Annotated in this window: 28 protein-coding genes and 4 pseudogenes; 21 read left to right on the top strand and 11 right to left on the bottom strand. The window is 57.3% G+C overall.

Annotated elements, in window-relative coordinates; genetic code table 11:
* Window positions 1-152 precede the first annotated feature (152 nt).
* On the top strand, window positions 153-908 hold the full coding sequence (locus ASD02_RS08025; protein ID WP_057258461.1) for a ParA family protein: 756 nt from the start codon (window positions 153-155) through the stop codon (window positions 906-908).
* A 24-nt stretch (window positions 909-932) separates the two neighbouring features.
* Window positions 933-1,316 (top strand): hypothetical protein, encoded by a 384-nt coding sequence (locus tag ASD02_RS08020; RefSeq protein WP_057258460.1) that lies wholly within the window; start codon window positions 933-935, stop codon window positions 1,314-1,316.
* A gap of 51 nt (window positions 1,317-1,367) precedes the next feature.
* On the opposite strand, the gene ASD02_RS08015 is transcribed toward ASD02_RS08020, so the two are convergent.
* The 4 genes and pseudogenes from ASD02_RS08015 to ASD02_RS08005 form a co-directional block, all read right to left on the bottom strand.
* Window positions 1,368-1,583: a hypothetical protein gene (locus tag ASD02_RS08015; protein ID WP_063978346.1), complete on the bottom strand. Its 216-nt coding sequence runs from the start codon at window positions 1,581-1,583 to the stop codon at window positions 1,368-1,370.
* Between the two features lie 79 nt (window positions 1,584-1,662).
* Window positions 1,663-2,197: pseudogene (locus ASD02_RS39630) on the bottom strand (DUF932 domain-containing protein); the annotation flags it as partial.
* 1 nt (window position 2,198) lies between these two features.
* A partial coding sequence (locus ASD02_RS39625; protein WP_244494191.1) for a DUF932 domain-containing protein occupies window positions 2,199-2,523 on the bottom strand: 325 nt, incomplete at its 3' end.
* An 830-nt stretch (window positions 2,524-3,353) separates the two neighbouring features.
* Window positions 3,354-3,863, bottom strand: a complete 510-nt coding sequence (locus ASD02_RS08005; RefSeq protein WP_057220512.1) for a hypothetical protein — start codon at window positions 3,861-3,863, stop codon at window positions 3,354-3,356.
* 48 nt (window positions 3,864-3,911) lie between these two features.
* On the opposite strand from ASD02_RS08005, the gene ASD02_RS08000 reads away from it, so the two are divergent.
* The 6 genes from ASD02_RS08000 to ASD02_RS07980 all read left to right on the top strand — a co-directional run bounded on the left by ASD02_RS08000 (window position 3,912) and on the right by ASD02_RS07980 (window position 6,248).
* On the top strand, window positions 3,912-4,178 hold the full coding sequence (locus ASD02_RS08000) for a helix-turn-helix transcriptional regulator (RefSeq protein ID WP_057220511.1): 267 nt from the start codon (window positions 3,912-3,914) through the stop codon (window positions 4,176-4,178).
* 124 nt (window positions 4,179-4,302) lie between these two features.
* The gene (locus tag ASD02_RS07995; RefSeq protein ID WP_057220510.1) at window positions 4,303-4,641 is read left to right on the top strand and encodes a hypothetical protein; all 339 of its coding nucleotides are present in this window, start codon (window positions 4,303-4,305) and stop codon (window positions 4,639-4,641) included.
* Window positions 4,642-4,927: 286 nt separating this feature from the next.
* Window positions 4,928-5,173, top strand: coding sequence for a hypothetical protein (locus ASD02_RS07990; protein ID WP_057218650.1), 246 nt, complete (start codon window positions 4,928-4,930; stop codon window positions 5,171-5,173).
* 80 nt (window positions 5,174-5,253) lie between these two features.
* Window positions 5,254-5,427: a hypothetical protein gene (locus ASD02_RS39150; protein WP_164474907.1), complete on the top strand. Its 174-nt coding sequence runs from the start codon at window positions 5,254-5,256 to the stop codon at window positions 5,425-5,427.
* Between the two features lie 68 nt (window positions 5,428-5,495).
* On the top strand, window positions 5,496-5,744 hold the full coding sequence (locus ASD02_RS07985) for a hypothetical protein (protein WP_057218648.1): 249 nt from the start codon (window positions 5,496-5,498) through the stop codon (window positions 5,742-5,744).
* Between the two features lie 168 nt (window positions 5,745-5,912).
* Window positions 5,913-6,248 carry a helix-turn-helix domain-containing protein gene (locus tag ASD02_RS07980; RefSeq protein WP_063978344.1) on the top strand — a complete coding sequence of 112 codons (336 nt, stop codon included), beginning with the start codon at window positions 5,913-5,915 and terminating at the stop codon, window positions 6,246-6,248.
* Between the two features lie 128 nt (window positions 6,249-6,376).
* On the opposite strand, the gene ASD02_RS07975 is transcribed toward ASD02_RS07980, so the two are convergent.
* Both ASD02_RS07975 and ligD read right to left on the bottom strand, forming a co-directional pair.
* Window positions 6,377-6,991 (bottom strand): GrpB family protein, encoded by a 615-nt coding sequence (locus ASD02_RS07975; protein WP_057218647.1) that lies wholly within the window; start codon window positions 6,989-6,991, stop codon window positions 6,377-6,379.
* Between the two features lie 332 nt (window positions 6,992-7,323).
* Window positions 7,324-8,149: pseudogene (ligD, locus tag ASD02_RS07970) on the bottom strand (non-homologous end-joining DNA ligase); the annotation flags it as partial.
* A 170-nt stretch (window positions 8,150-8,319) separates the two neighbouring features.
* Between ligD and ASD02_RS07965 the strand changes: the two are divergent.
* Window positions 8,320-8,517: a hypothetical protein gene (locus ASD02_RS07965; protein WP_057258458.1), complete on the top strand. Its 198-nt coding sequence runs from the start codon at window positions 8,320-8,322 to the stop codon at window positions 8,515-8,517.
* Window positions 8,518-8,644: 127 nt separating this feature from the next.
* Here ASD02_RS07965 and ASD02_RS40355 read toward each other — a convergent pair whose 3' ends face one another.
* The 3 genes and pseudogenes from ASD02_RS40355 to ASD02_RS07950 all read right to left on the bottom strand — a co-directional run bounded on the left by ASD02_RS40355 (window position 8,645) and on the right by ASD02_RS07950 (window position 9,851).
* Window positions 8,645-8,752: a DUF1515 family protein gene (locus ASD02_RS40355; RefSeq protein WP_082555492.1), complete on the bottom strand. Its 108-nt coding sequence runs from the start codon at window positions 8,750-8,752 to the stop codon at window positions 8,645-8,647.
* A gap of 202 nt (window positions 8,753-8,954) precedes the next feature.
* Window positions 8,955-9,347: pseudogene (locus ASD02_RS07960) on the bottom strand (DUF2280 domain-containing protein).
* A gap of 243 nt (window positions 9,348-9,590) precedes the next feature.
* Window positions 9,591-9,851 (bottom strand): hypothetical protein, encoded by a 261-nt coding sequence (locus ASD02_RS07950; protein WP_225906552.1) that lies wholly within the window; start codon window positions 9,849-9,851, stop codon window positions 9,591-9,593.
* 84 nt (window positions 9,852-9,935) lie between these two features.
* Here ASD02_RS07950 and ASD02_RS07945 point away from each other — a divergent pair, with 84 nt between their 5' ends.
* The 7 genes from ASD02_RS07945 to ASD02_RS07920 all read left to right on the top strand — a co-directional run bounded on the left by ASD02_RS07945 (window position 9,936) and on the right by ASD02_RS07920 (window position 12,939).
* Window positions 9,936-10,139: a hypothetical protein gene (locus ASD02_RS07945; protein WP_057210362.1), complete on the top strand. Its 204-nt coding sequence runs from the start codon at window positions 9,936-9,938 to the stop codon at window positions 10,137-10,139.
* A 358-nt stretch (window positions 10,140-10,497) separates the two neighbouring features.
* Window positions 10,498-10,719: a hypothetical protein gene (locus ASD02_RS07940; RefSeq protein ID WP_057210360.1), complete on the top strand. Its 222-nt coding sequence runs from the start codon at window positions 10,498-10,500 to the stop codon at window positions 10,717-10,719.
* Window positions 10,720-10,859: 140 nt separating this feature from the next.
* Complete coding sequence (locus tag ASD02_RS36815) at window positions 10,860-10,985, top strand: DUF3606 domain-containing protein (protein WP_082555491.1); 126 nt, start codon at window positions 10,860-10,862, stop codon at window positions 10,983-10,985.
* Window positions 10,986-11,068: 83 nt separating this feature from the next.
* The gene (locus tag ASD02_RS07930) at window positions 11,069-11,326 is read left to right on the top strand and encodes an acyl carrier protein (RefSeq protein WP_057218640.1); all 258 of its coding nucleotides are present in this window, start codon (window positions 11,069-11,071) and stop codon (window positions 11,324-11,326) included.
* A gap of 106 nt (window positions 11,327-11,432) precedes the next feature.
* Window positions 11,433-11,579, top strand: a complete 147-nt coding sequence (locus ASD02_RS38025; protein ID WP_156408130.1) for a hypothetical protein — start codon at window positions 11,433-11,435, stop codon at window positions 11,577-11,579.
* 130 nt (window positions 11,580-11,709) lie between these two features.
* Window positions 11,710-12,258, top strand: a complete 549-nt coding sequence (locus ASD02_RS39615; RefSeq protein WP_244494190.1) for a hypothetical protein — start codon at window positions 11,710-11,712, stop codon at window positions 12,256-12,258.
* Window positions 12,259-12,699: 441 nt separating this feature from the next.
* The gene (locus tag ASD02_RS07920) at window positions 12,700-12,939 is read left to right on the top strand and encodes a DUF982 domain-containing protein (RefSeq protein WP_057210354.1); all 240 of its coding nucleotides are present in this window, start codon (window positions 12,700-12,702) and stop codon (window positions 12,937-12,939) included.
* A 769-nt stretch (window positions 12,940-13,708) separates the two neighbouring features.
* Here ASD02_RS07920 and ASD02_RS07915 read toward each other — a convergent pair.
* Entirely contained in the window at window positions 13,709-13,915 is a 207-nt protein-coding gene (locus ASD02_RS07915) for a hypothetical protein (RefSeq protein ID WP_057216068.1), read from the bottom strand.
* A gap of 256 nt (window positions 13,916-14,171) precedes the next feature.
* Between ASD02_RS07915 and ASD02_RS07910 the strand changes: the two genes are divergently transcribed.
* The 4 genes and pseudogenes from ASD02_RS07910 to ASD02_RS07895 all read left to right on the top strand — a co-directional run bounded on the left by ASD02_RS07910 (window position 14,172) and on the right by ASD02_RS07895 (window position 16,719).
* Window positions 14,172-14,408 (top strand): hypothetical protein, encoded by a 237-nt coding sequence (locus ASD02_RS07910; protein ID WP_057210353.1) that lies wholly within the window; start codon window positions 14,172-14,174, stop codon window positions 14,406-14,408.
* 251 nt (window positions 14,409-14,659) lie between these two features.
* Window positions 14,660-14,997, top strand: a pseudogene (locus ASD02_RS07905) (GSU2403 family nucleotidyltransferase fold protein); the annotation flags it as partial.
* 337 nt (window positions 14,998-15,334) lie between these two features.
* A complete protein-coding gene (locus ASD02_RS07900) occupies window positions 15,335-16,330 on the top strand; it encodes a hypothetical protein (RefSeq protein ID WP_057220524.1) in 996 nt (331 codons plus the stop codon).
* 158 nt (window positions 16,331-16,488) lie between these two features.
* The gene (locus ASD02_RS07895) at window positions 16,489-16,719 is read left to right on the top strand and encodes a helix-turn-helix domain-containing protein (protein WP_156408035.1); all 231 of its coding nucleotides are present in this window, start codon (window positions 16,489-16,491) and stop codon (window positions 16,717-16,719) included.
* Window positions 16,720-16,809: 90 nt separating this feature from the next.
* Here the strand turns inward: ASD02_RS07895 and ASD02_RS07890 are convergent, their stop codons facing one another.
* Complete coding sequence (locus ASD02_RS07890; RefSeq protein ID WP_057216060.1) at window positions 16,810-17,436, bottom strand: hypothetical protein; 627 nt, start codon at window positions 17,434-17,436, stop codon at window positions 16,810-16,812.
* Window positions 17,437-17,516: 80 nt separating this feature from the next.
* Between ASD02_RS07890 and ASD02_RS07885 the strand changes: the two genes are divergently transcribed.
* On the top strand, window positions 17,517-18,074 hold the full coding sequence (locus ASD02_RS07885) for a lytic transglycosylase domain-containing protein (RefSeq protein WP_082555490.1): 558 nt from the start codon (window positions 17,517-17,519) through the stop codon (window positions 18,072-18,074).
* The last annotated feature ends 42 nt before the right edge of the window (window positions 18,075-18,116 follow it).

Genomic DNA, 18,116 nt, shown 5'->3' with positions numbered 1-18,116 from the left:
CATTGTTGATTGCCTATTGACCATTACCCGTCGTCAGCGGGCAATCATCGGTCATCAATCATCAATGGTGAACGAGCAACGGGCAATAATTACGTTGCGAAAGGCAACTTTTGTAATTAATTATAATTTATYCTTGAACTGAAGGAGCCACCATGATCGTCACTATCGCCAACCCGAAGGGCGGAACCGGGAAGACCACGCTCGTTCGCGCGCTGTCGGGGACGGCAGCCCATGCGGGCAATGACGTGTTTCTGATCGACGCCGATAGCCGCGCCAACACGATGCGCTGGGTCACGATGTCGAAACAGATGAATGTCTGGCCGGAGCGCCTGGAAGCGGAAAGCTGCCTCGATCCGAACCGCATCTACAAAATGGCGCTCCAGCGCCAACGCCAGGGCAAAGTCGTCTTCATCGACATCGAGGGAACGACGAACGAGAACTTGTTCGCCGGCCTCTACTGCGCCGATATCGTTCTGATCCCGCTGCAGACGACCCAGGACGACGTSGTCGCCGGTATGCAACTCGCGCTCAATCACATCCCCGTGGTCGAGGAGGATCAGAAGCGCAAGCTCGCGGCGATGATCGTCATCAACCAGCACGATCTCGTCACCGGCCGGGCAAAGGCACACGAACCGCTACGCGAAATCCTGCGGGAAAGTGGGGTCGCCCTCGCATCCCAGCCAATAGCGCGGCGCGCCTCCTATCAATCGATTGGCGCGGCCGGAACGCTGCAGACCACGGCGAGGTCGGATCCGAAGGCGATCGCAGAAATGGAAACGCTGCTTGGCGAACTCCTCGCTCTCTATAGATCGACCGCGAAGGAGGCATCTGCAGACCACGGCGAGGTCGGATCCGAAGGCGATCGCAGAAATGGAAACGCTGCTTGGCGAACTCCTCGCTCTCTATAGATCGACCGCGAAGGAGGCTCAGCTATGAGCGAAGGATCGGACAGCAAGAATCTCGTCCTTGGGCTGATTTCGACTGGCCGCGAGCGTCCAACCGTGCGCGAAAAACCGGCCGCCTCTCCTCCTCGGATAAGCCGCGAAGATGAGGGGGCGTCCATCTCAAAACAGCCGACCGTTGGCCGAACCCAGTTCCGCGACCTGGTTGCCAAAGGCGAAAGCCGCGATCCGATCGCCGGAAAGCGCTTTCGCGACACCGAAAAGGTCACCACCGGAATCCATATTCGTGCCGAGGTCCACAAGACGTTGAAGATCCTCGCGGCCGTCGAGCGCCGCAAGTTCAACAGCTACATCGAGGAGGCGATCGACGACTATCTCCTGAAAATCGCGGACCGGATTCCCGATATTTCCTGACCGGGAGAAGCGGACGCTTACACGCTTGTCGGCCGTCACGGGGATCACTGGCTACTCGCCTTCGGTTGGCGGTGATCGCTTCGTCAGGGAGTAGGACACCAACCAGCTAGGGCCGTGCGAATTGCGAAGCGCCTGCAGGATGCCGGTGGTACGAGCATTCATCCAGTCTTCGCGGAGTTTGGATTTCCAACGGCGACCGTTTTCGAGCGCGTAAGCCTGAAGGGTGGCGTGCTCTTCAGGGGTGAGGGTGCGAAGTTTGGTCGTCATGATGCTTCCTTCGAACGGACGGATTTCCGAGCGCTGGGCGATGCGCCGCCTCTTTCGGCGGCACACCTGACTTGCGTGCTCACGCCTTCAGCGCCGCCATCCTTTCGCCGAGGAGCCAAAGGGCTTTGTTGAGCTTGATATCCTGATCAATCCCATTGACGGCGCGGGACTTCACACGACGGGGCCTTCCGAGATCGTCACGGCCGACGCCGCGCAATCCGCCCTTAATGGCGTTCTCCTGAACCACATTCCAGACGGTCCATAGATCATTGGCGCTGTCGTCGTGGCGGCGGGGGACAAGTAACTGCTCCGCCCTGATGGGCGTGGTCGTCTCGCCTTCGTTGTCTCCAAAGCGGAGAACATGGGCGGCATCCGCAAGAATGCCCGCCTCCTCATGGTTCATCCGCATGGTCGACCAGTCCTGCGGGGCGGCAAGGGTTCGCTCAGCCTCGCCGAGAACGCGATAGGTGCCCTCGATGACCTTGTGTTGGACGTCACCGGAATGACGGACCTTGATGGCATCGATGGTGCCGGTCTGCGTCACCAAGGAATTGAGGCAACGGACACGGAAAAGCCCGGCCATCAGCTCGTAGGCGCTGGTTCCGTCATTGGCGNCCAAGGAATTGAGGCAACGGACACGGAAAAGCCCGGCCATCAGCTCGTAGGCGCTGGTTCCGTCATTGGCGTTTTTCAGGAGAATTTCGCAAACCGTATCCCCGACATTGTAGATCTTGCCGTCATCGATGCGGCGTAGCCGGATGAGGTGCTTGGTAAAATCGGCCTTACCTTCGATGCGGCTGCGCGACTGCTTGGCGCCGACGGGCATGAAGCCTTCGTTCATAAGGCCGCGCAATACCTCGATGGTCGGGATGGGTTTGAAACGTTCGGACCGGCTCTCATGGGCGGTCACGGCAAAGATTGACGGCGCGATATGGCGCATCTCGGTTTCGGTCAGGGCGCGGCCGGTGTCGAAGCGGGCGGTTCGGGCGTAGATGCTCATTGTCTGTCTCCTGTTTTCCCGTTTCCCGAAGGGAAGCCCCTTTCGGGCGAAGCCTCCCCGGTCTTTCCGGGGGAATGGCCTCTGACATTCCCCCGGACAGAGGGGGTGGGCTTGAGCCCGCCCCACGGCGGGGAGCGAGACTGTCAAGCGGTGTGGCGCGGAAGGTGGCGCATCTTCTCGGGTCCGCCCTCGGCGGACTGGCGCGGAAGATGCAACGGCTTCACGGGCCGCTTGACCGGCTCGGGCACCGCTGTCATGGGGCGGAAACAAAGATGTGGCCCGGAACGGGCTTCCTGTACGGGCGCGAAGCACCCGACTGGACAAGCGATCGTTACCGCAATCGGCGGAGACAGCCGAAGGCAGGCTTCGTGCCGGCGGCATCGAGCGCGGCCGACCGGAACGGGCGGTGGCTCAGAGGGACAAGTCGCCCAAGAGTTTTATTGATGGTTGTGAGCCCTGCTCTCCGAAAGCGGGTTGAAGATGCTGCGCGATGACGTCGATGGTGTAAACCTGTTCACCGTCCCGCTCGTAGCTGGCATTCGAGATCCGGGAGCGACATAGACGAGACCTGCCCGAGGCTATCCTTGATCCACTCGGCCTGCTTTTTGTCGAGGATCGCAACCTGGAATCAGGCGGTCGCCGACTTGCTGTCACCATGTGGCAACCCATTCCCGATTGGTGGCAAATGTTCACTTTCAAGACGTGGCCGAGAAGGGTGTGGCGGTTGACACATCGCATGGATTAAACCTTCCTTACCCGCTCGAATCCGTTTACTTGTGCAAGCCGAACCAATGCCGCTCGGTTTTGCCAGAAGTATCATTCTTGATGTCGAAGAAGTAGGGCTCTGACCTGAGAGGCCGAGAAATGGAGACCGATTGTATGCAGCGCCGCTGCCGATCAGAGTTGTAAAGACCGTGCGCATTGCCTTGGCAAATGTTGACTGTCTTGATGCACAGGTCGCCCTTCCTGGGGAAGCCGTCGCCGTCCCTTCTGCTCCTCACCTGATAGCCTTCCGGGCATTCCGCATATCTCTCGTAGCCTGGCGATCCCGTCCCTCCTTCGGGGCAGGTCGGCCAATTGAATCCCGGCTTCTTCATCGCGGAGATGAGGCGAGCCACCGGCGGATGGCAGGCGGGAACACCGCGCCAAGAGGGATTGGAAGACGACGCGCACAGCAAGACTTCGCAACCCCATTCGCTCCCAGAAGCGGGGGTGGGAAGCGCGGCGGTCGTCAGAAACACTGCGACGAGGACGGTTACAGACTTAGCTTTGGCAAACATCGGCAATATCCCATCAAACACAGCAACGAGTAAATTATAGTTTATCCTATGGCGACGAGCAAGCGTAAGAAGCCCGACACAGACCTTGGGACGATGATCCTGCGAAACATGGCGATGGTCATGGAGCGCGAGCGGGAAAAGCGCGGGCTGGCTAAAAAAGATATGGCTCGTCTCTGTGAGATTACCAATCCTTACTATTTTGGAATCCTTAATGGGACAGCCAACCCATCATTGCAGGTCATTACGCGGATTAGCACGAATCTGAAGGTTCCTCTGCAAGAGTTGATGATGGGCGTGAAATCTAGCGACAACTGAACGTGTATCGTCCGGTCACGGAGTCATTGCACGAATTATAAATTATAGTTTATCATCGCCCCACGTTTTCGCTTCGAACTATGCATTCGGACCAAAGGGGGATGAGACAATCCTGAAGAAACCGTTGGCTGCGGCACTGCTCCTTGCGGCGACCACCGCAAGTGCGGGGGACAATCCGATGTGGCGTAGCGGCCTCACCTGGACCTGCGCTTTCACCTCGGTCATTCGGTGCGAGCGGCTGATCGATTGCAAGTCGAGCGGGGAGATCGGCGAAATCGCGGTAGACTATAGCGAGAACCGACTGATCGATGAGGCGGGAAACGACCATCCGATCAAGCGCCACTACGTCCAGACCGTCGCCGGCAGTCCGATCGGCAGTGAGGTGAAAATCGAACTCGCGACAAACGAAGGCTTTCACCTGTCGATGAGGCTGGAACATTTTCCGACAGCTGGATCGGCGTGATGCTATCGCCCAAGGCGGGCGTGATCGTGCAGGAGCTTCGACCGTTGATTTGCGGACCTAAGAAATAGGTCGGAACTCGATCCACTGGCCCGGCTGCGCGAGGTTTTGCTTTGTGGCCGTCTTCCTGCTTGCTGAGGCAAGTTACGATGGCGACATGTGGCGAGACATGCTCGAGGAGGCATACCGGCGCGGATGGAGCACATAATGTTCGAGAGAGCATCTGTGAATTAGCTAAGCCTTGTGCACGGCAACCCGCGTCCTAACATATTGTGCAGGAGGAAACGCCATGCCGAAAATCCCCGCGCCGAAGCATTCGAAATGCCATCCCGATCGCAGCCTTCACTGCCAGGAAGCGCTTGAGGCTGAATTCCAATATTTGGCCGCAAAAGCCGAGGCCGCCGGTTGGTCACGAAATGAAGTCGCCGAGGCTTTGATCGAGTTGGCGGACAACAATTACCTGACAATGAATGCGGAAACGGAAATGTTTGACCTCGGCGCCGGCGTCGTGCTGCTCGCACCGAAACATCACTGACGCCCTCCCTAAAACTGGTCGTTGACTCTCTGTGCCTATGAGAACATTTGTAGAACAAACATACTCAGAAGGCATTGAGCATGAGCGACGAAGTTGGCGCTACCAAGAGAGCGGAAAGCGGCCTGTTCGAGCACCTGTGCGAACATCCAGGCTGCAGGAAGTGGGGCGCGTTCGGCTATGCCCACGGACGGGCGGCGCCAAACTGGTATTGCTTCGAACACCGGATTGAATGGCCACCGGCCAAGAAGTCCTGACCCACTGGCGCTGGCGGGCCCTTTCACGACATGCGGCTTGTCAAAACCTCGATCGAGGAAGAAAGCGCATGTCTAGGAAACAGCCGGTCATTATAGATACGCTCGGAAAACTGCTGGATGACGGCTATCAGTTTAATCTCTGGTGCTTGGATTGCAGCCGCGGCGGAATCAGCCCGATAGAGCCGTTCGTGAAGAAGCTCGGGCGCGATCATCCGATCTATGTCAGAGGCCACGCCAAGTGCGCCAAGTGCGGCCGCAAGAATGTCGAGGTGCGGATACAGGCGCCGGCTGGTGGCGTGCGCCCGGTTCAGGGATGACGCCGGTCGGCGCCAGAGATAATCGCCGTGGCGCTACTCGGCGCCAAGCATCGAGGGGTGAACTCCGCCACCGCTCGAAAGCGCCTGTCTACCCACAGATCTGCGAGTTGTGACGCCAAGTGGTCTTGTTCCATATAGGCCCGTGTTTCAGAAGCGGAGTGCGTATACATGGCCAAGATGAACGAAACCTCGATGGCGCTTTCCCTGCAAATTGGTGAGCGTCTCAGAACAATCCGTCAAATGCGGGGGCTTTCCCAGGAGAAGGTGGCGGCGGCGCTTGGCATAACGTTCCAGCAGATCCAGAAATATGAGCGCGGGGCGAACCGCCTTTCCGTTCCAACCTTGATTCAAATCTGCGAAGTCCTGAACGCCCACCCGATGGAAATCATCGGTGACTTTTCAATGGACGACAAGGCCGAGAGACCGAACGTGCTTGTCCAGCGGCTTGCTATTGCGGAAAGCAAACTCTCTCGGATGCAGAAAATTTTGGCCGAGCGGGATTGATGCGGGAACCTTTTTCCGGACACTCTGTTTAAGTTGTTCCCCGAACCTTGATTAGGCCCCTCTTCCCCGGGGCCTATTTTTTGAGCTCAAACACGTCGGGATTATCGGCTCGCTCGTGAATCGCGCGTCTAACTATCTCCCAGCCAGCCTTGGCTCTCGAAGATTTTGCGGTAGATCTCCCTCACGACATCCTGCTTTCTCAGGTTGTAGTCAGGCGCGGTTGTAGCCCCGTTTTTTGCCAGCAGCTTTGCATCGGCATAACGTTGCTTGTCCGCTGGCCGCTCGCGCAACCAATCTCGGAACAGAATATGCCGCGCGTGCTCTGGAGATCCCGGCCCAAAAACATGCAGGTTGATGCGCGGATTGTCATGGCGCAGCATGCGATGCTGATACCATGAGCGCTCTCTTACCGTTAGTTCATAGCCAAGTGCTTCAAGGGCCGGGACGTATTGGTCCTCCCGTTCAGGATCGGCGACAATCAGATCAATGTCGATAACCGGCTTTGCGGGGAGCCCTGGCACCGCCGTCGAGCCAACGTGCTCGATGCTCAGCGCGATTTTCGGGGTAACCGCCTCAATCCGCGCCTTATGGACCTCATACGTCTCAACCCACAGCGGACTATAGTCCTCGACCTCAATCTCTTCGCGCTTCGGCTTCCCGTCAACCCATGGATTTTCATCAGGATCGCCCTCTGCGAAGGTGACGATTGAAGCCTCATCCGGCCAGTGTTCACTCTTCTTCATGACTGTCTTTTTGCTCCTACGACAATGGCTTTCTAACGGTCGCGGAGTAATGGGCAAGGCTTCCTCGAGTCAAAAAACTGTCAGCGAAACCATGAAAAGGGGCCATCTCGGCTTACTCGCTCGTCGACAGTCCCTGCGTGTCGAAACCACCGCGGTTTGGTTTAAATCCAGCAACGAGCCAAGAAGGCGTCGTCGACATTATGGCAGCGCTCATCCACAGGAACAATTTTCCGGGAACCGCGTTTTGTTCGCACCCCATGGACGGCAGGCACTCCCCCCGCACCCGCTGTCCCACTCTTCGGCCCCTGTACGCAGGGGCCTATTTTTTTTTTGAGCTCGAAGACATCGACGTTGTCCGCCAGCTCGCGCAGTCCCTTGAACGATGGATGCCGGAGCTTCCCGTCGCTGGTGAACTCCGTATAGGTGATCTCGGCGACAAATGCGGGCTCGCAGAACACGACGTTCTTGCGCTTCAGTGTGACCGGCGGCACTTTCGCCGGTATCGCTGCCAGTTGCTTGCGGAGGTCGCGGGCCATCTTGTCAGCAAAGCCTGTGCCGACGCCGCCGACATAGACCAGTTCGTCGCCTCGCCTTGCCGCCAGCAACAGCCGCGAAATCGCGCCGGTCACTTTCGTTGAAGGTTCGAACCCAACGACGATAAAGCCGTCGCTCTGGATGCATTTCAGTTTGAGCCAATCACCGAGCCGGCCGGAACGGTACGGCGCCCGCCTGTCCTTGGCGATAATACCTTCAAGGCCGAGCTTGCATGCATGCGCAAGGATAGCCGCACCCTCGCCCTCGATCTCTTCTGACAATCGAATAACCGTGCCGCCCTCGGCGATCGCATCTTCGAGCATCGTCCGACGCTCCCGCTGTTCCATGCCCCGCAGGTCGTGACCGTCAAAGTAGAGGAGATCGAAGGCGTAAAATAACGCCTCGCCGGCGACGCGCTTGCCGCCTCGGCCGCCGAGTGCCGCCTGCAGCATGCCAAAGTTCGAACGGCCTGCATCGTCTAGCACGACCGCCTCGCCGTCGAGGATCATGGCCTAGCGCCTTTGCCGCGGCCTCGATCGCAGGGAAGCGTTGGGTCCAGTCATGCCCGCCCCGGGCAATGATGCGTACGCCGCTCGGCTCGACATGCACGGCCAGGCGGTAGCCGATGGGGTGGACGCCCCCCGACGGCCTCGAATGTGACAATATGTGGAGGGTGTTCCTGCGAGGAGAATGGTTATGAACGAGATCGGCATCATCGGGTTAGACTTGGCAAACGAATTTCCAGTGTAATCCCCATCAACGGCGCATACTCGATGTCGGCTGGGATTAGGGCTATGGTGATTGCATCTCGATACGAGATTATACTCCCTGACGAGTTCGCAAAGATTGCGAGCGTCTTTCATGATCTGCTGGAAGAATTGAATCTGTCGCCAGGCAGCGAGCGAGCCGACACGCTTGCTGCAGACCTTATCCGTTTCTATCAAAGCGGGATTCACGATATCCAAGCGCTCAAACTTTTGATGAAGCCCTAGCTGGCCTCGCGAGTTTTTGGCGCAAAAAGCGGCCTTCCCTGCAGAGTTGCGGAACGGAAGGCCGCGAGAATTTGGCAATGATCTAATCTACGCGTTTAAACTAAGAATGGCGAGACGCTCGATTGGTTTAAACCTTTCCGATTATAATCAACACGATTCGCCGTATGTCTTCGGCGAAGCTGACACCGAGCGCCATCGCCGCAATGCCGGTCACGCCGAGCGCACCGATGCCCATCAACTTCTATCAAAGCGGATTCACGATATCCAAGCACTCAAAATTCTGATGAAGCCATAGCTGGCCTCGCGAGTTTTTGGCGCAAAAAAGCGGCCTTCCCTGTAGATTTCCGGAAGCCCGCCGCGTTGATGCGTCGGTTCATGGTGTTAAGCTCTTTTGCTTTCAGGGAAGTATGCGATAGTTGATAGGCGGGAAGGCACGGTCAGGAGAGACCGTTACGCACCTCTACAGGGCCACCGTCTGGACCGGTGATTGCTCGCCGGTTCGTGTAGCTGTCCCCTACTTCCTTGGCTGCCTGCTCCATCTTGTCGGCCATGCGCTGTAGAGCCACAGCCGAACTGCGCGGTGGCTGATGGCGATGGTGGCCGCGTGTCCTCAAGGAACGTCTTGCGGGTCTCCTCGAACAAAGCGCGCCACTTGGACGCAGGCCCGAGGCAGCTTTCTTGTTCGGGTCGTGGCTCTCGACGAGCTGTCGGCTCACATCGGGGCCGAAGTCCTTCTTGACTGCCGCGGCAACGACCGATGGGCTATCGAAGCAAGCCAGCGCCTGCACGATGTAGGTCTTGACCTCATCGGAGAGTTTTGGTTTGGCCATTGATCCGTCAAAGTCCCGTCAAAGGAGCGGCAATTGGAACGATACAGCGCCGATAGACTGAAACTGCAGCTTACTGGACGCGGGCAGCACCAGTGGGAGTGGCAGATCCTATTAGATGGCGGCAAGCCTATCCGATCGGGACGCTTGGTCGGGGCTCGGATCCGAGCGAAGGCCGAGGGGCGAGCAGCCATGGAAGAGCTGACCGCTTTCGATATGGACTAGGCCACCCTTAGCTGACACGTGCTACATGCGTGTGCGATCCGCACTCTTGCGATCTCGGGCTTCTGGTTGGCTGCATCGACCATTGCGCGGACGCCGGCTGCATCTGCCCCAGAGATAGCCGATGTGGGCATTGGCAAGATGCTCATGTTCCGGATTGGCGACCGGCGATGAAGAGTCGAAGAATGTCGCTTCGACCCATTCACCGACATCAGCCGCCGGGACGAACGATTTGAAGTCATCCCCGAACATTGTTTCAGGCGGTGTAGGGCGCTTGGCGATCATAATTTGCCTTTCGTCAGCGCCGGAGTGAACCTTTGTTTGTCGCGCGCCTTTTCATTACTGGAGCAACAACATCGGGAGGTTTGAATGAACGAGGATATTATCGAGCGGCTGAACGCTGTCAGTCAGAGGCTTCACACGCGTTCGCTCGAATTGGCTCACCCGGATCAAGACCACGATCTTTCCCTGATTATGCAAAGCCTAGCGATCACAATGGAGGCAGTCAGCGCGCTCGGCGCTACAGTCAACCGACTTGACGGTTTGCAGGGGTTCGGCAGAGCGGGCGATTAAGCCCAGCTCTTCCTTTCCGGCAAGCGGAATCAGGTTCGCATTCGATCCGGTTCGAGGCTGAGGCCGTGGCTGTCATAGCTCTCGCGGTAGACTGGCGGGAGATCGACAATCTTGCGATAGGCAGTGGTGCCCAGGCTGCGAATGCCATGTGCGACCGACGCCGTACCGGATGACGGCGAGTGCGAAGAATGCGACGATCGTCGCGACCGCCGCGAAGATGTCCGCGATCACGAACAAGTGGTGGAATCCGTGGTGATGTGAGAAGCTAGGGAAGCGCATTCTGGTTCCTTTCTGCTGAAGTGAGACCTCGCGTCTCGATGGCGTTTCATCGTTCCGTGAATACGAAGGAGAGATGGCGATGCAGTACAACTGGACCGTGCTTGAAGCTGAATACCAAGGCAAGGATATTGACTTGGTCTCTACTGACCCGCTCGTCGGTCGCCTCGAGTTGATGGCCGAGGACGACGAGGTCATTGAGGTCACGCTCGACCGGGTAATGGCGGAAACCTTGCTATCAGCCTTGCTGAAATTTCTCGGACAGGGTGAAGGCGCGGATGCCTCCAGAGTCACCGCGCATTAATCGGTTGCGGCGGCAAAATTCGAACCTGCGACGTCCAGCTTTCTGAGCTGGCGAGCCACCGGACTGCTCTACTCCGACAGAACTTGGAATATACCTGGGGCTCTCGCGGTTGTGTTTGGCCACACACAAGGAGGAACCCAATGGCAGACGACAAGAAAAACGTTGGCCGGGATCGCGGCCGCGTCGCCGCCGGGCAGGCCTACGAATTGAACTACTTCAAGCGGAAGCACGGCCTCACCGAAGACCAGGTCCGCAAGATCATCTAGGAAGCCGGCAACTCGCGAGAGAAGGCAAACGCCTTAGCTGAAAACCAGAAGAAGATTTAATAGAACGCATCGGAGCCAGCCCTATGAAGATCACAAGAACCGATGTTGCCACCCGCATGAAAATGATCTTCATTGAAGTGTTAGATGTCAAAGCTACTGACCTTCCGGACGACGCCTCGATTGTCGACGATCTAGGAGCAGATGCCCTGAAGATTTCGCAACTGTCGATGATGATCGAAGAAGAGTTCGGAGTATTCATCACAACCGAGTTAATGGGACAGCTCGTGACAGTCGGGGACGCGATCGAGTTCGTAGCCGCACGTGAGCGCGACGGTATTTAATCATTACGCGGCTAAGGCGCGAGGCAAATACCAATGGCGCTGGAAACTGAACGCGACGCCGGAAGGTTGCGCCACGAATTCTCACATTCTGAGCCTGATATGAGTGATGAACAGATCCGCCATCATCTTCATCGTGCTGCTATGCGTCCTCGTTGGGGCCGTACTTAGCCTCATGGCGCTCAAAGAAGATTTTTGGATCCGAGACAGCTCCGACACCCCCAATAACCCGCTGAAACAGCTGATCGCGCAGTGACCGCAGGCGTTCGCCGTTTCGGTTTGAAGAGTGGTGTCACTTGACTGTGACCCCAACTTCGGGCGCACCCTCTGCTGACCAGCATGAGCATATTTCTCCGGCAGGACCCGCGCCGTAGCCGCATTCCTTTTTGGGTGTCTTGCACTGCCGTGGGCTGCGCGCTTCAGAAAGCGCCTTTGCCTCGGCTATCGCCATCGCCCTACTCTTGCGGGTGCTTTTGAGCTTCGGCTGCGCCTTTGCTTTTGCTATCGATTGGACCTTCGCGCGATTACTGCTCGTCTGCGATGAGCCGGTCTCACTGCAAGACGAAAAAAGCAAAAGAGATCCGACAGCGAAGGCAATTCCCGGTACAAACTTCAAAGCGCACCCATCAAACGAACCAACGCTTCAATATGGACGCTTCCTGGAGGTCCTACCGGGCGCGAGAAAGGGCGGTTTCGGCCGCCTGATTTTGGATGTATTTCTTCTACGAGCCGGATGCAAGCCTTCTGCGAACGTCGACGGGCGCTACATCGAAGCCAGTCGCACGCTCACCGCTCCAGTTTATGCCAACCCTAAGGGCATCCTTCTCCAACCCTACCAACCAGCGATCGCGAAACACCTCCAAGGTAAGCTGGTGTGGCGTAAAGTCGCGATACGACGCAACAGTCTCAATAGTGAGCCGAGCCCGAGTTTCTGACGACCAGAAAGGCATGGCGGCTTCGTTTGATTGGTTTGTCGAAGTTGGAAAGCCCGCGTCGTCACGTATGGTCCAAACGACCCCGCTCTCGGCGATTTCCTTGTAGAAGATTTCATAGTGGGCTGCGGCGATGCTCATTGGACCAGCTATGGCGTCCCTGTCCCTTTTCGCAAGGTGTCAGCACCGAAGTTCAGGCAATATTAGGCTATGGCGGGAGGCGGTGACATCCTCCCTAAGGCCCGGCGAGTTTTCCCTCTAATCGAGGTTCGCAATCAGAACAGCCAGGGAATCACCAAAGATTGGAGTGCGGCGGCAAGTCGCCGAAGGGCCACATGTCGGGGAAGAGCCTCATCCTGCCACCCAAAATTTCGGCAGGATCGCGGCCTTGGAACAGATCCCTCTAATATGCGTTTTTTGGAAACCTGCCCAACGGAGGACACGATGATCACCATCTGGGATGAAAATGTTGAGTTGAAGATTGATGATCGTTTTCAAGTCATTAGGAGCGCCCGAGAGGCGGTCGCGTTCCTGATGAAGTCCTGGCCCGACACGAAGAGCGCGAGTTACGCAACAGCTCGGAAGGCCTGCCTGGATGCCGCCAAAGGAATAGTCCCTAGCGCGCAAGCAAGGGCGGCGTTTGAAGCCGCCGCCAAGGAGGCCGGCATCCTGCGACAACGTTGATGTTGCCCTGCCCGAGGTGAGAAACTGAATCATGCCGGTGCCCCGCGCTTTTCGAGGGCAGCGAGGGACCGATTGCAGCGGCCACCGGAGGTGAGACCTAATTGCCGACGCACGAGACCTGAACGTTCTTTGGGAAAGGGCGGCCATTGATATCGGAATCGATCTTGTAGTCGGCCGGGAAACCCTGAGCCGAGTAGAGCTCGCGAGGCGTCGGCTGTCGGGGCAAGGCATCAGGCCCCTATGGACCTTGAAAGGATCGGTAGATCCCGTCTGAAATTGAGGCTTCCAGCGTTGCGAGCATTGATTGATGTGCAACAGAGCCGGCTTTTCGAGTGTTATGTGAGCAACACGCCCTCGCCGCCATGGCTGGCATTCCCTCAGTCTCTGCGAATGCTACGCCACTTTGGTTTTGATGGTCGACGATCTGCGCAATGAGGATCCGGTCCGCGCTGAGCTGCTGGCCGAATAAGAGACCATGTGCCGCGCCATGGAAGCAGACGCGGTAGCGATGATCGAAGGTGAAAAGAACGCGAGGTGGTAGTAGGCCGCCGTGCGTAATTGCAACTTCAGCCAAGGAGCGGCGTTTTCCTAGTGGAACGACGCGAGGAGGCTGAAATGCGTCACACAGAGCGAGAGAAAAAGGATTACGATCACGATCTACTGATGATCGTGCGATTGACGGTTTCTGGTTTGCTGATCATTGGCGCGACTTTGCTGGCGTTGGCAATCTGATTAGAGCCAGCAGAACCCCGCGGAGTGCAATCCAGGTTCAATGCCTCGGATTTGTCCGCCAATATTGTGCGAGCACCGGATCGTGTTCCAAGTGCTCCTGCCAAGCGGCCTCCGGCACCTGACCGGATCGATAGGCCGCAATGAGCAACCGCTGATCGTCGGTTAGGCCGGGCTCTACTTCAGCAGCATGCCAATGGAACAATCCGAACACCGCCTCGCCGATATCTCTCATGTGGATCGACATTTGAGACCTCAATTCTCTATCTCGTGGTAAACGCGTAGGGACCTGCGATGTTTCAATGAGCCATAGACGGTTGATCATCACCGCAACGGCAGGAACAGTTGGAGCGGGGCGGATGGGGCATGATTGGGATGACGCGCCCAGGCGCCGGATGAAGATTGTGTGATTTGGAACGGCCGTCGCACTGGCGGCCTTACTGGCATCAGTCGCAGCTCAGGTGATGACGCGAGCGATCTGAGGACGAAGGCGAGAGAAGCGAATGGCAAACATCCTGGAATTTCCGCTAACTCGCGATCAGCGCGGCGCCAAGGAACGGCTGGTTAAGGCGATGCGCGAGTTTAACGCTGCCGTGAAGTTCGCCGCGAAAACTGGACTTCAAGTTGAGGTTTCACAGGTTCGTTGCTACGCCACCTACAGCGTCGAGCCCCTTACGCTCGTCAGCGTCGCCGCTAACATTCCGGGCAAACTGCCGGAGTTCGACGGCTTAGAGTTCTAGATTTAAGGCTCTTGGCAGGCACGACGCGATTGCCCATCACAGGCTATGCGCCTCGCGCCCCATGGTTTCGAGCTGCTCGGGCATGATCCGAGCTGGGCGGCTATGGTTGCGATCAACGGATGATCACGCCGGAACTCGCCGGCATACTGCCATTCGATCCGGGCCGTTTCCTTGTCCGCGCCGTCAGGTAGCGCGTCGCGCCGAATCGATACCGCCAAGATGATGCGTCCGCCCGTCGATGCCGTCGACCACGATTCGCGGCGGACTTCTCCCTGGAGGGATGGTTCGTGACCCTAACCGTGAAGGATCGTGATTACTGGTATTTCGATCTCCCTACCCCAGAGGGCAAGGACAAGCGAAGCTATGTCGGCCCCCACTCCGATGAAGCGATCACGGAACGGGTGAAGGCCCATAAGGAGATCAAGGGCAACATCCGGGAACGGAGGCGCATGGTTAGCACGCTCGTGCTGGCCTCCCCGGTCCCGATCCATTCGCGGGCGACGTCACGAAAGCCCTCGCTGACGCCGGATTGTTCCGGCTGCGGGCTGTCCTGATCGGGTCAATGGCATTCAGCACCTACGCGGGAATCCATGTGCTGGTGTACGACCGTCTTGTGATTAGAACGGCGAACCTCATCAGGCTGGAAGCCAAACGTCTCCGTCAAGAGAAGCAATCCCTCAATATTCGTTTCAAAACACCCGGATCATAGAATCAGCTGCCGAACAACTCTGGATAACCCGCAGTTGTGATCGTGGCGCTTTCGTGCAAAAGTGGCATTCGCATGAAAGCGCGTTGCCGAAACCGGCATTACCCCTGGAATAAGGCGCCGCCCGCGGAAAGGCAAATCTAAGCGCATGAAATTTGTGCGCCACTGCCGTTGCAGCTGGCAGCGTCGCCCCTCTGGTTATCTGCTTAGGTGTATTGCGATGCAAAATTTTAAAGAGTTTTTCACCGAATGCGACCGTGCCCCGCGTTTGAATCATCTAGCCGGTTTCTTCGCCGAGACAGCCGCCGGCAATGGTGGCGCACCAGTTCGCAAACCGACCGTGGATGCGCGCCTCCTGCCCGACGACCCGTTGTTGCATCGGCTCGTCGAATTGCATTCGCGCCGCCAGGGCTTCTTCGATCAGCATTATCGCGGCAGCATTCCCTATCGTGTCGAGGAAGAATTCCGTATGGCCCATGCGGTCCTGCGCTACAACCAACTGAGCACGACCAAGGTTCTGCTTTATAGCCTCGGCACCGCCGAAGGGACGATGGCGCGCACGCTTTCCGAGATGAGCCGAAGCAAGATCCAGTCTTTGTCCTGCAGCCCTAACGAGGAAAACTACAAGTGCTTCCTGGCTTTTGGCGAGCCGCCGCACGCCAGTTTCTTTCTCGGCCCCTTTCATCGATTGACGAAAGAACATCTCCATTCCGAAATCCACCTTGAGCCGTTCACTGGCGGTTTCGATATCATCCTAGAAGATACGACATTCCAAATGTACTCACCCAACCGAAGTCAGCAGATCGCGTTCGTCGCGCAGCATCTCAAGGAAGATGGGATTCTGCTCTTCGTGGAGAAATTCCGCGCGGCGGATCTCCGGGAGTATCAGTTGCGGGAGTTTCAAAAGGACTACGGATTCAAGTCCCGGTACTTCGGGGCCGAGGAAATAGAGCGTAAGTCCAAGCTGGTGCTGGCGACAATGCACCACAGCGAGGTTACGTTAGCCGAGATGGCAGCAGCGGTATACGCTCATTTCAGGCATTGCGTCATCACGTGGAATAGCGGGAACTTCTACGGGCTGGCCGCTAGCAACAGCAAGGAAAACCTCCGGCGCTATCTTTCATTGATGGCGCAGCCCGCAATCCCCGCCGAATACGTCTACGATCCTGAACCCTACACCGAACTGGCGACTTGGGCTGATGATCGCAGGACATAGCAGGCATCTCGTCTAGCAGCGTGACGCGAAACCGCACGGACGTAAATTATAATTTACATCACCATGCGTAATAGTTTGCTTCGTGAACCGCCGAGGACCTGCATCTAATAATTGAGCTCGTCCTTGGCGGTGTTGTAAGCGTAAAATGGGAGGCCGCGATGCCAATCGAGAGTCCAGCAGACATTGTATCTCACTTGGCACAGCAAATGGTGGAGAAAGGAACGAGTCCCCGCAAGCTCGCACTGCTGACTGGAGTTGCCGAAAACAGATTCGAACTCATTCAGATGGGCGACTGGAAAAATCTGACCATTCGGGAAATTGCGGTCATCTGCGAGGCGCTTGAGGTCGACCTTTGCAGGCTTATTGCAGGCGGTTCAGAAACCTTGTAAGGACTGCTCGAAACTCGCGCCCGAAGCAAACGCGGTGGTTTTCTCCTGAGCAGAAGCCGCTGTTCACTGACAGCGATAAGAAGCAAAAGATTAGTCCGCATTGCGAAACCCCATGGACTGGGAAAGAGATTGCGATTCTTCAAGGTCAGGACGCCGGGAACGACCATCTTGCGTTCGTCCGATTGCAGCCAGGCCAAGGAAGACCATGCTGTCATCGTCGTTCACTGTCCGGAAAGGCTCGCCCTTGCCGCCAACGAGCAGGAAACATGATGCTGGTATTGTTTCTCCCTCCGGCGGCGATAGCAGCAGGGTCTTGCATAGGATGACGCTGGCGCGCCCGTTGTAGACAGCCTTGGCGTAATCGCGCGCGGCATCGACACAGCTCCATGTCTGCACACGATTATAGAGAACTTTTTCTGACGGGCAGGCGTTCAGGCCCCGTAGGCTGATCTCGCGGCCCCCTATCGTTCGCTTGACCGGGCCGTCGATCCCGACCTTGCCGTCCACTTTTTCCATGGAACGCGCCACAAGCTTGCCCTCGGCGTCGAAGCGCTCCAGCACGAACATCTTCATCCCTTCCTGTACGAACTGGCGAAGGTAATTCGGGGACGGCTCCGCATAGGGATCCTCACCGTCCGCCCTCAAGAGTGTCGCGCTTACGGAAAGAAGCGTGACGGCAAGGCTGATAACCTTGAGTTGCTTTATGCGCGTATGCATGGCCATTTCCAGGTTGACAGAGGAATCTATTGCGAATTAATTATAGTTTATTCGCCGGTGTTCAACCTGGGGCCAAGAATTTGAAAATTACCCTGCTTCCTCTCCTCATCTCCGCGTCGACCGTAACGGCGAATGCTTGTGAAGCGGTCGACACTACCGACGTTCTGGAGATGGTGAGGACGATTGCCACCGAGGAGGAGCTAGATCCGGATCTGGCCCTCGCCGTGGTCGACGTTGAGAGCGCCGGCGGCAAACATCAGGTCTCCGACGCGGGCGCTATCGGTGTCATGCAGCTGATGCCGGAAACCGCGTCCGACTACGGCGTAACCGATCGCTGCGATCCTCGATCCAATATCCGCGGCGGCGTGCGTTATCTCAAGAAACTCTACGGGGAGTTCGAAGATCCGCTGCTGATGCTCGCCGCCTACAATGCCGGTCCAGAGCGGGTTTACCAGAAGGGTGGCGTCCCCGAATTCAATGAAACCGCCCAGTACATTGTCAAGGTGATGAACCGGTGGAAGCTGAATGCAAAGGCAACAGCGGCCCTGGAAAAGCGCAGCGGTAGCGCGCACCGACAAGAGACGGTCGCATTGGCGCCCTCCCCATGGCGCGAGGAACACGTGTGGACTGCGGAGTAACGACGCTCACCCCGACTTCCATCCTCCCAAAAATACGAAGGA

Source organism: Ensifer sp. Root1252, assembly GCF_001425885.1.
GTDB classification, from domain to species: domain Bacteria; phylum Pseudomonadota; class Alphaproteobacteria; order Rhizobiales; family Rhizobiaceae; genus Ensifer; species Ensifer canadensis.
The sequence above is the reverse complement of the archived record's forward strand: the minus strand, read 5'-3'. Positions and strand labels throughout refer to the sequence as shown.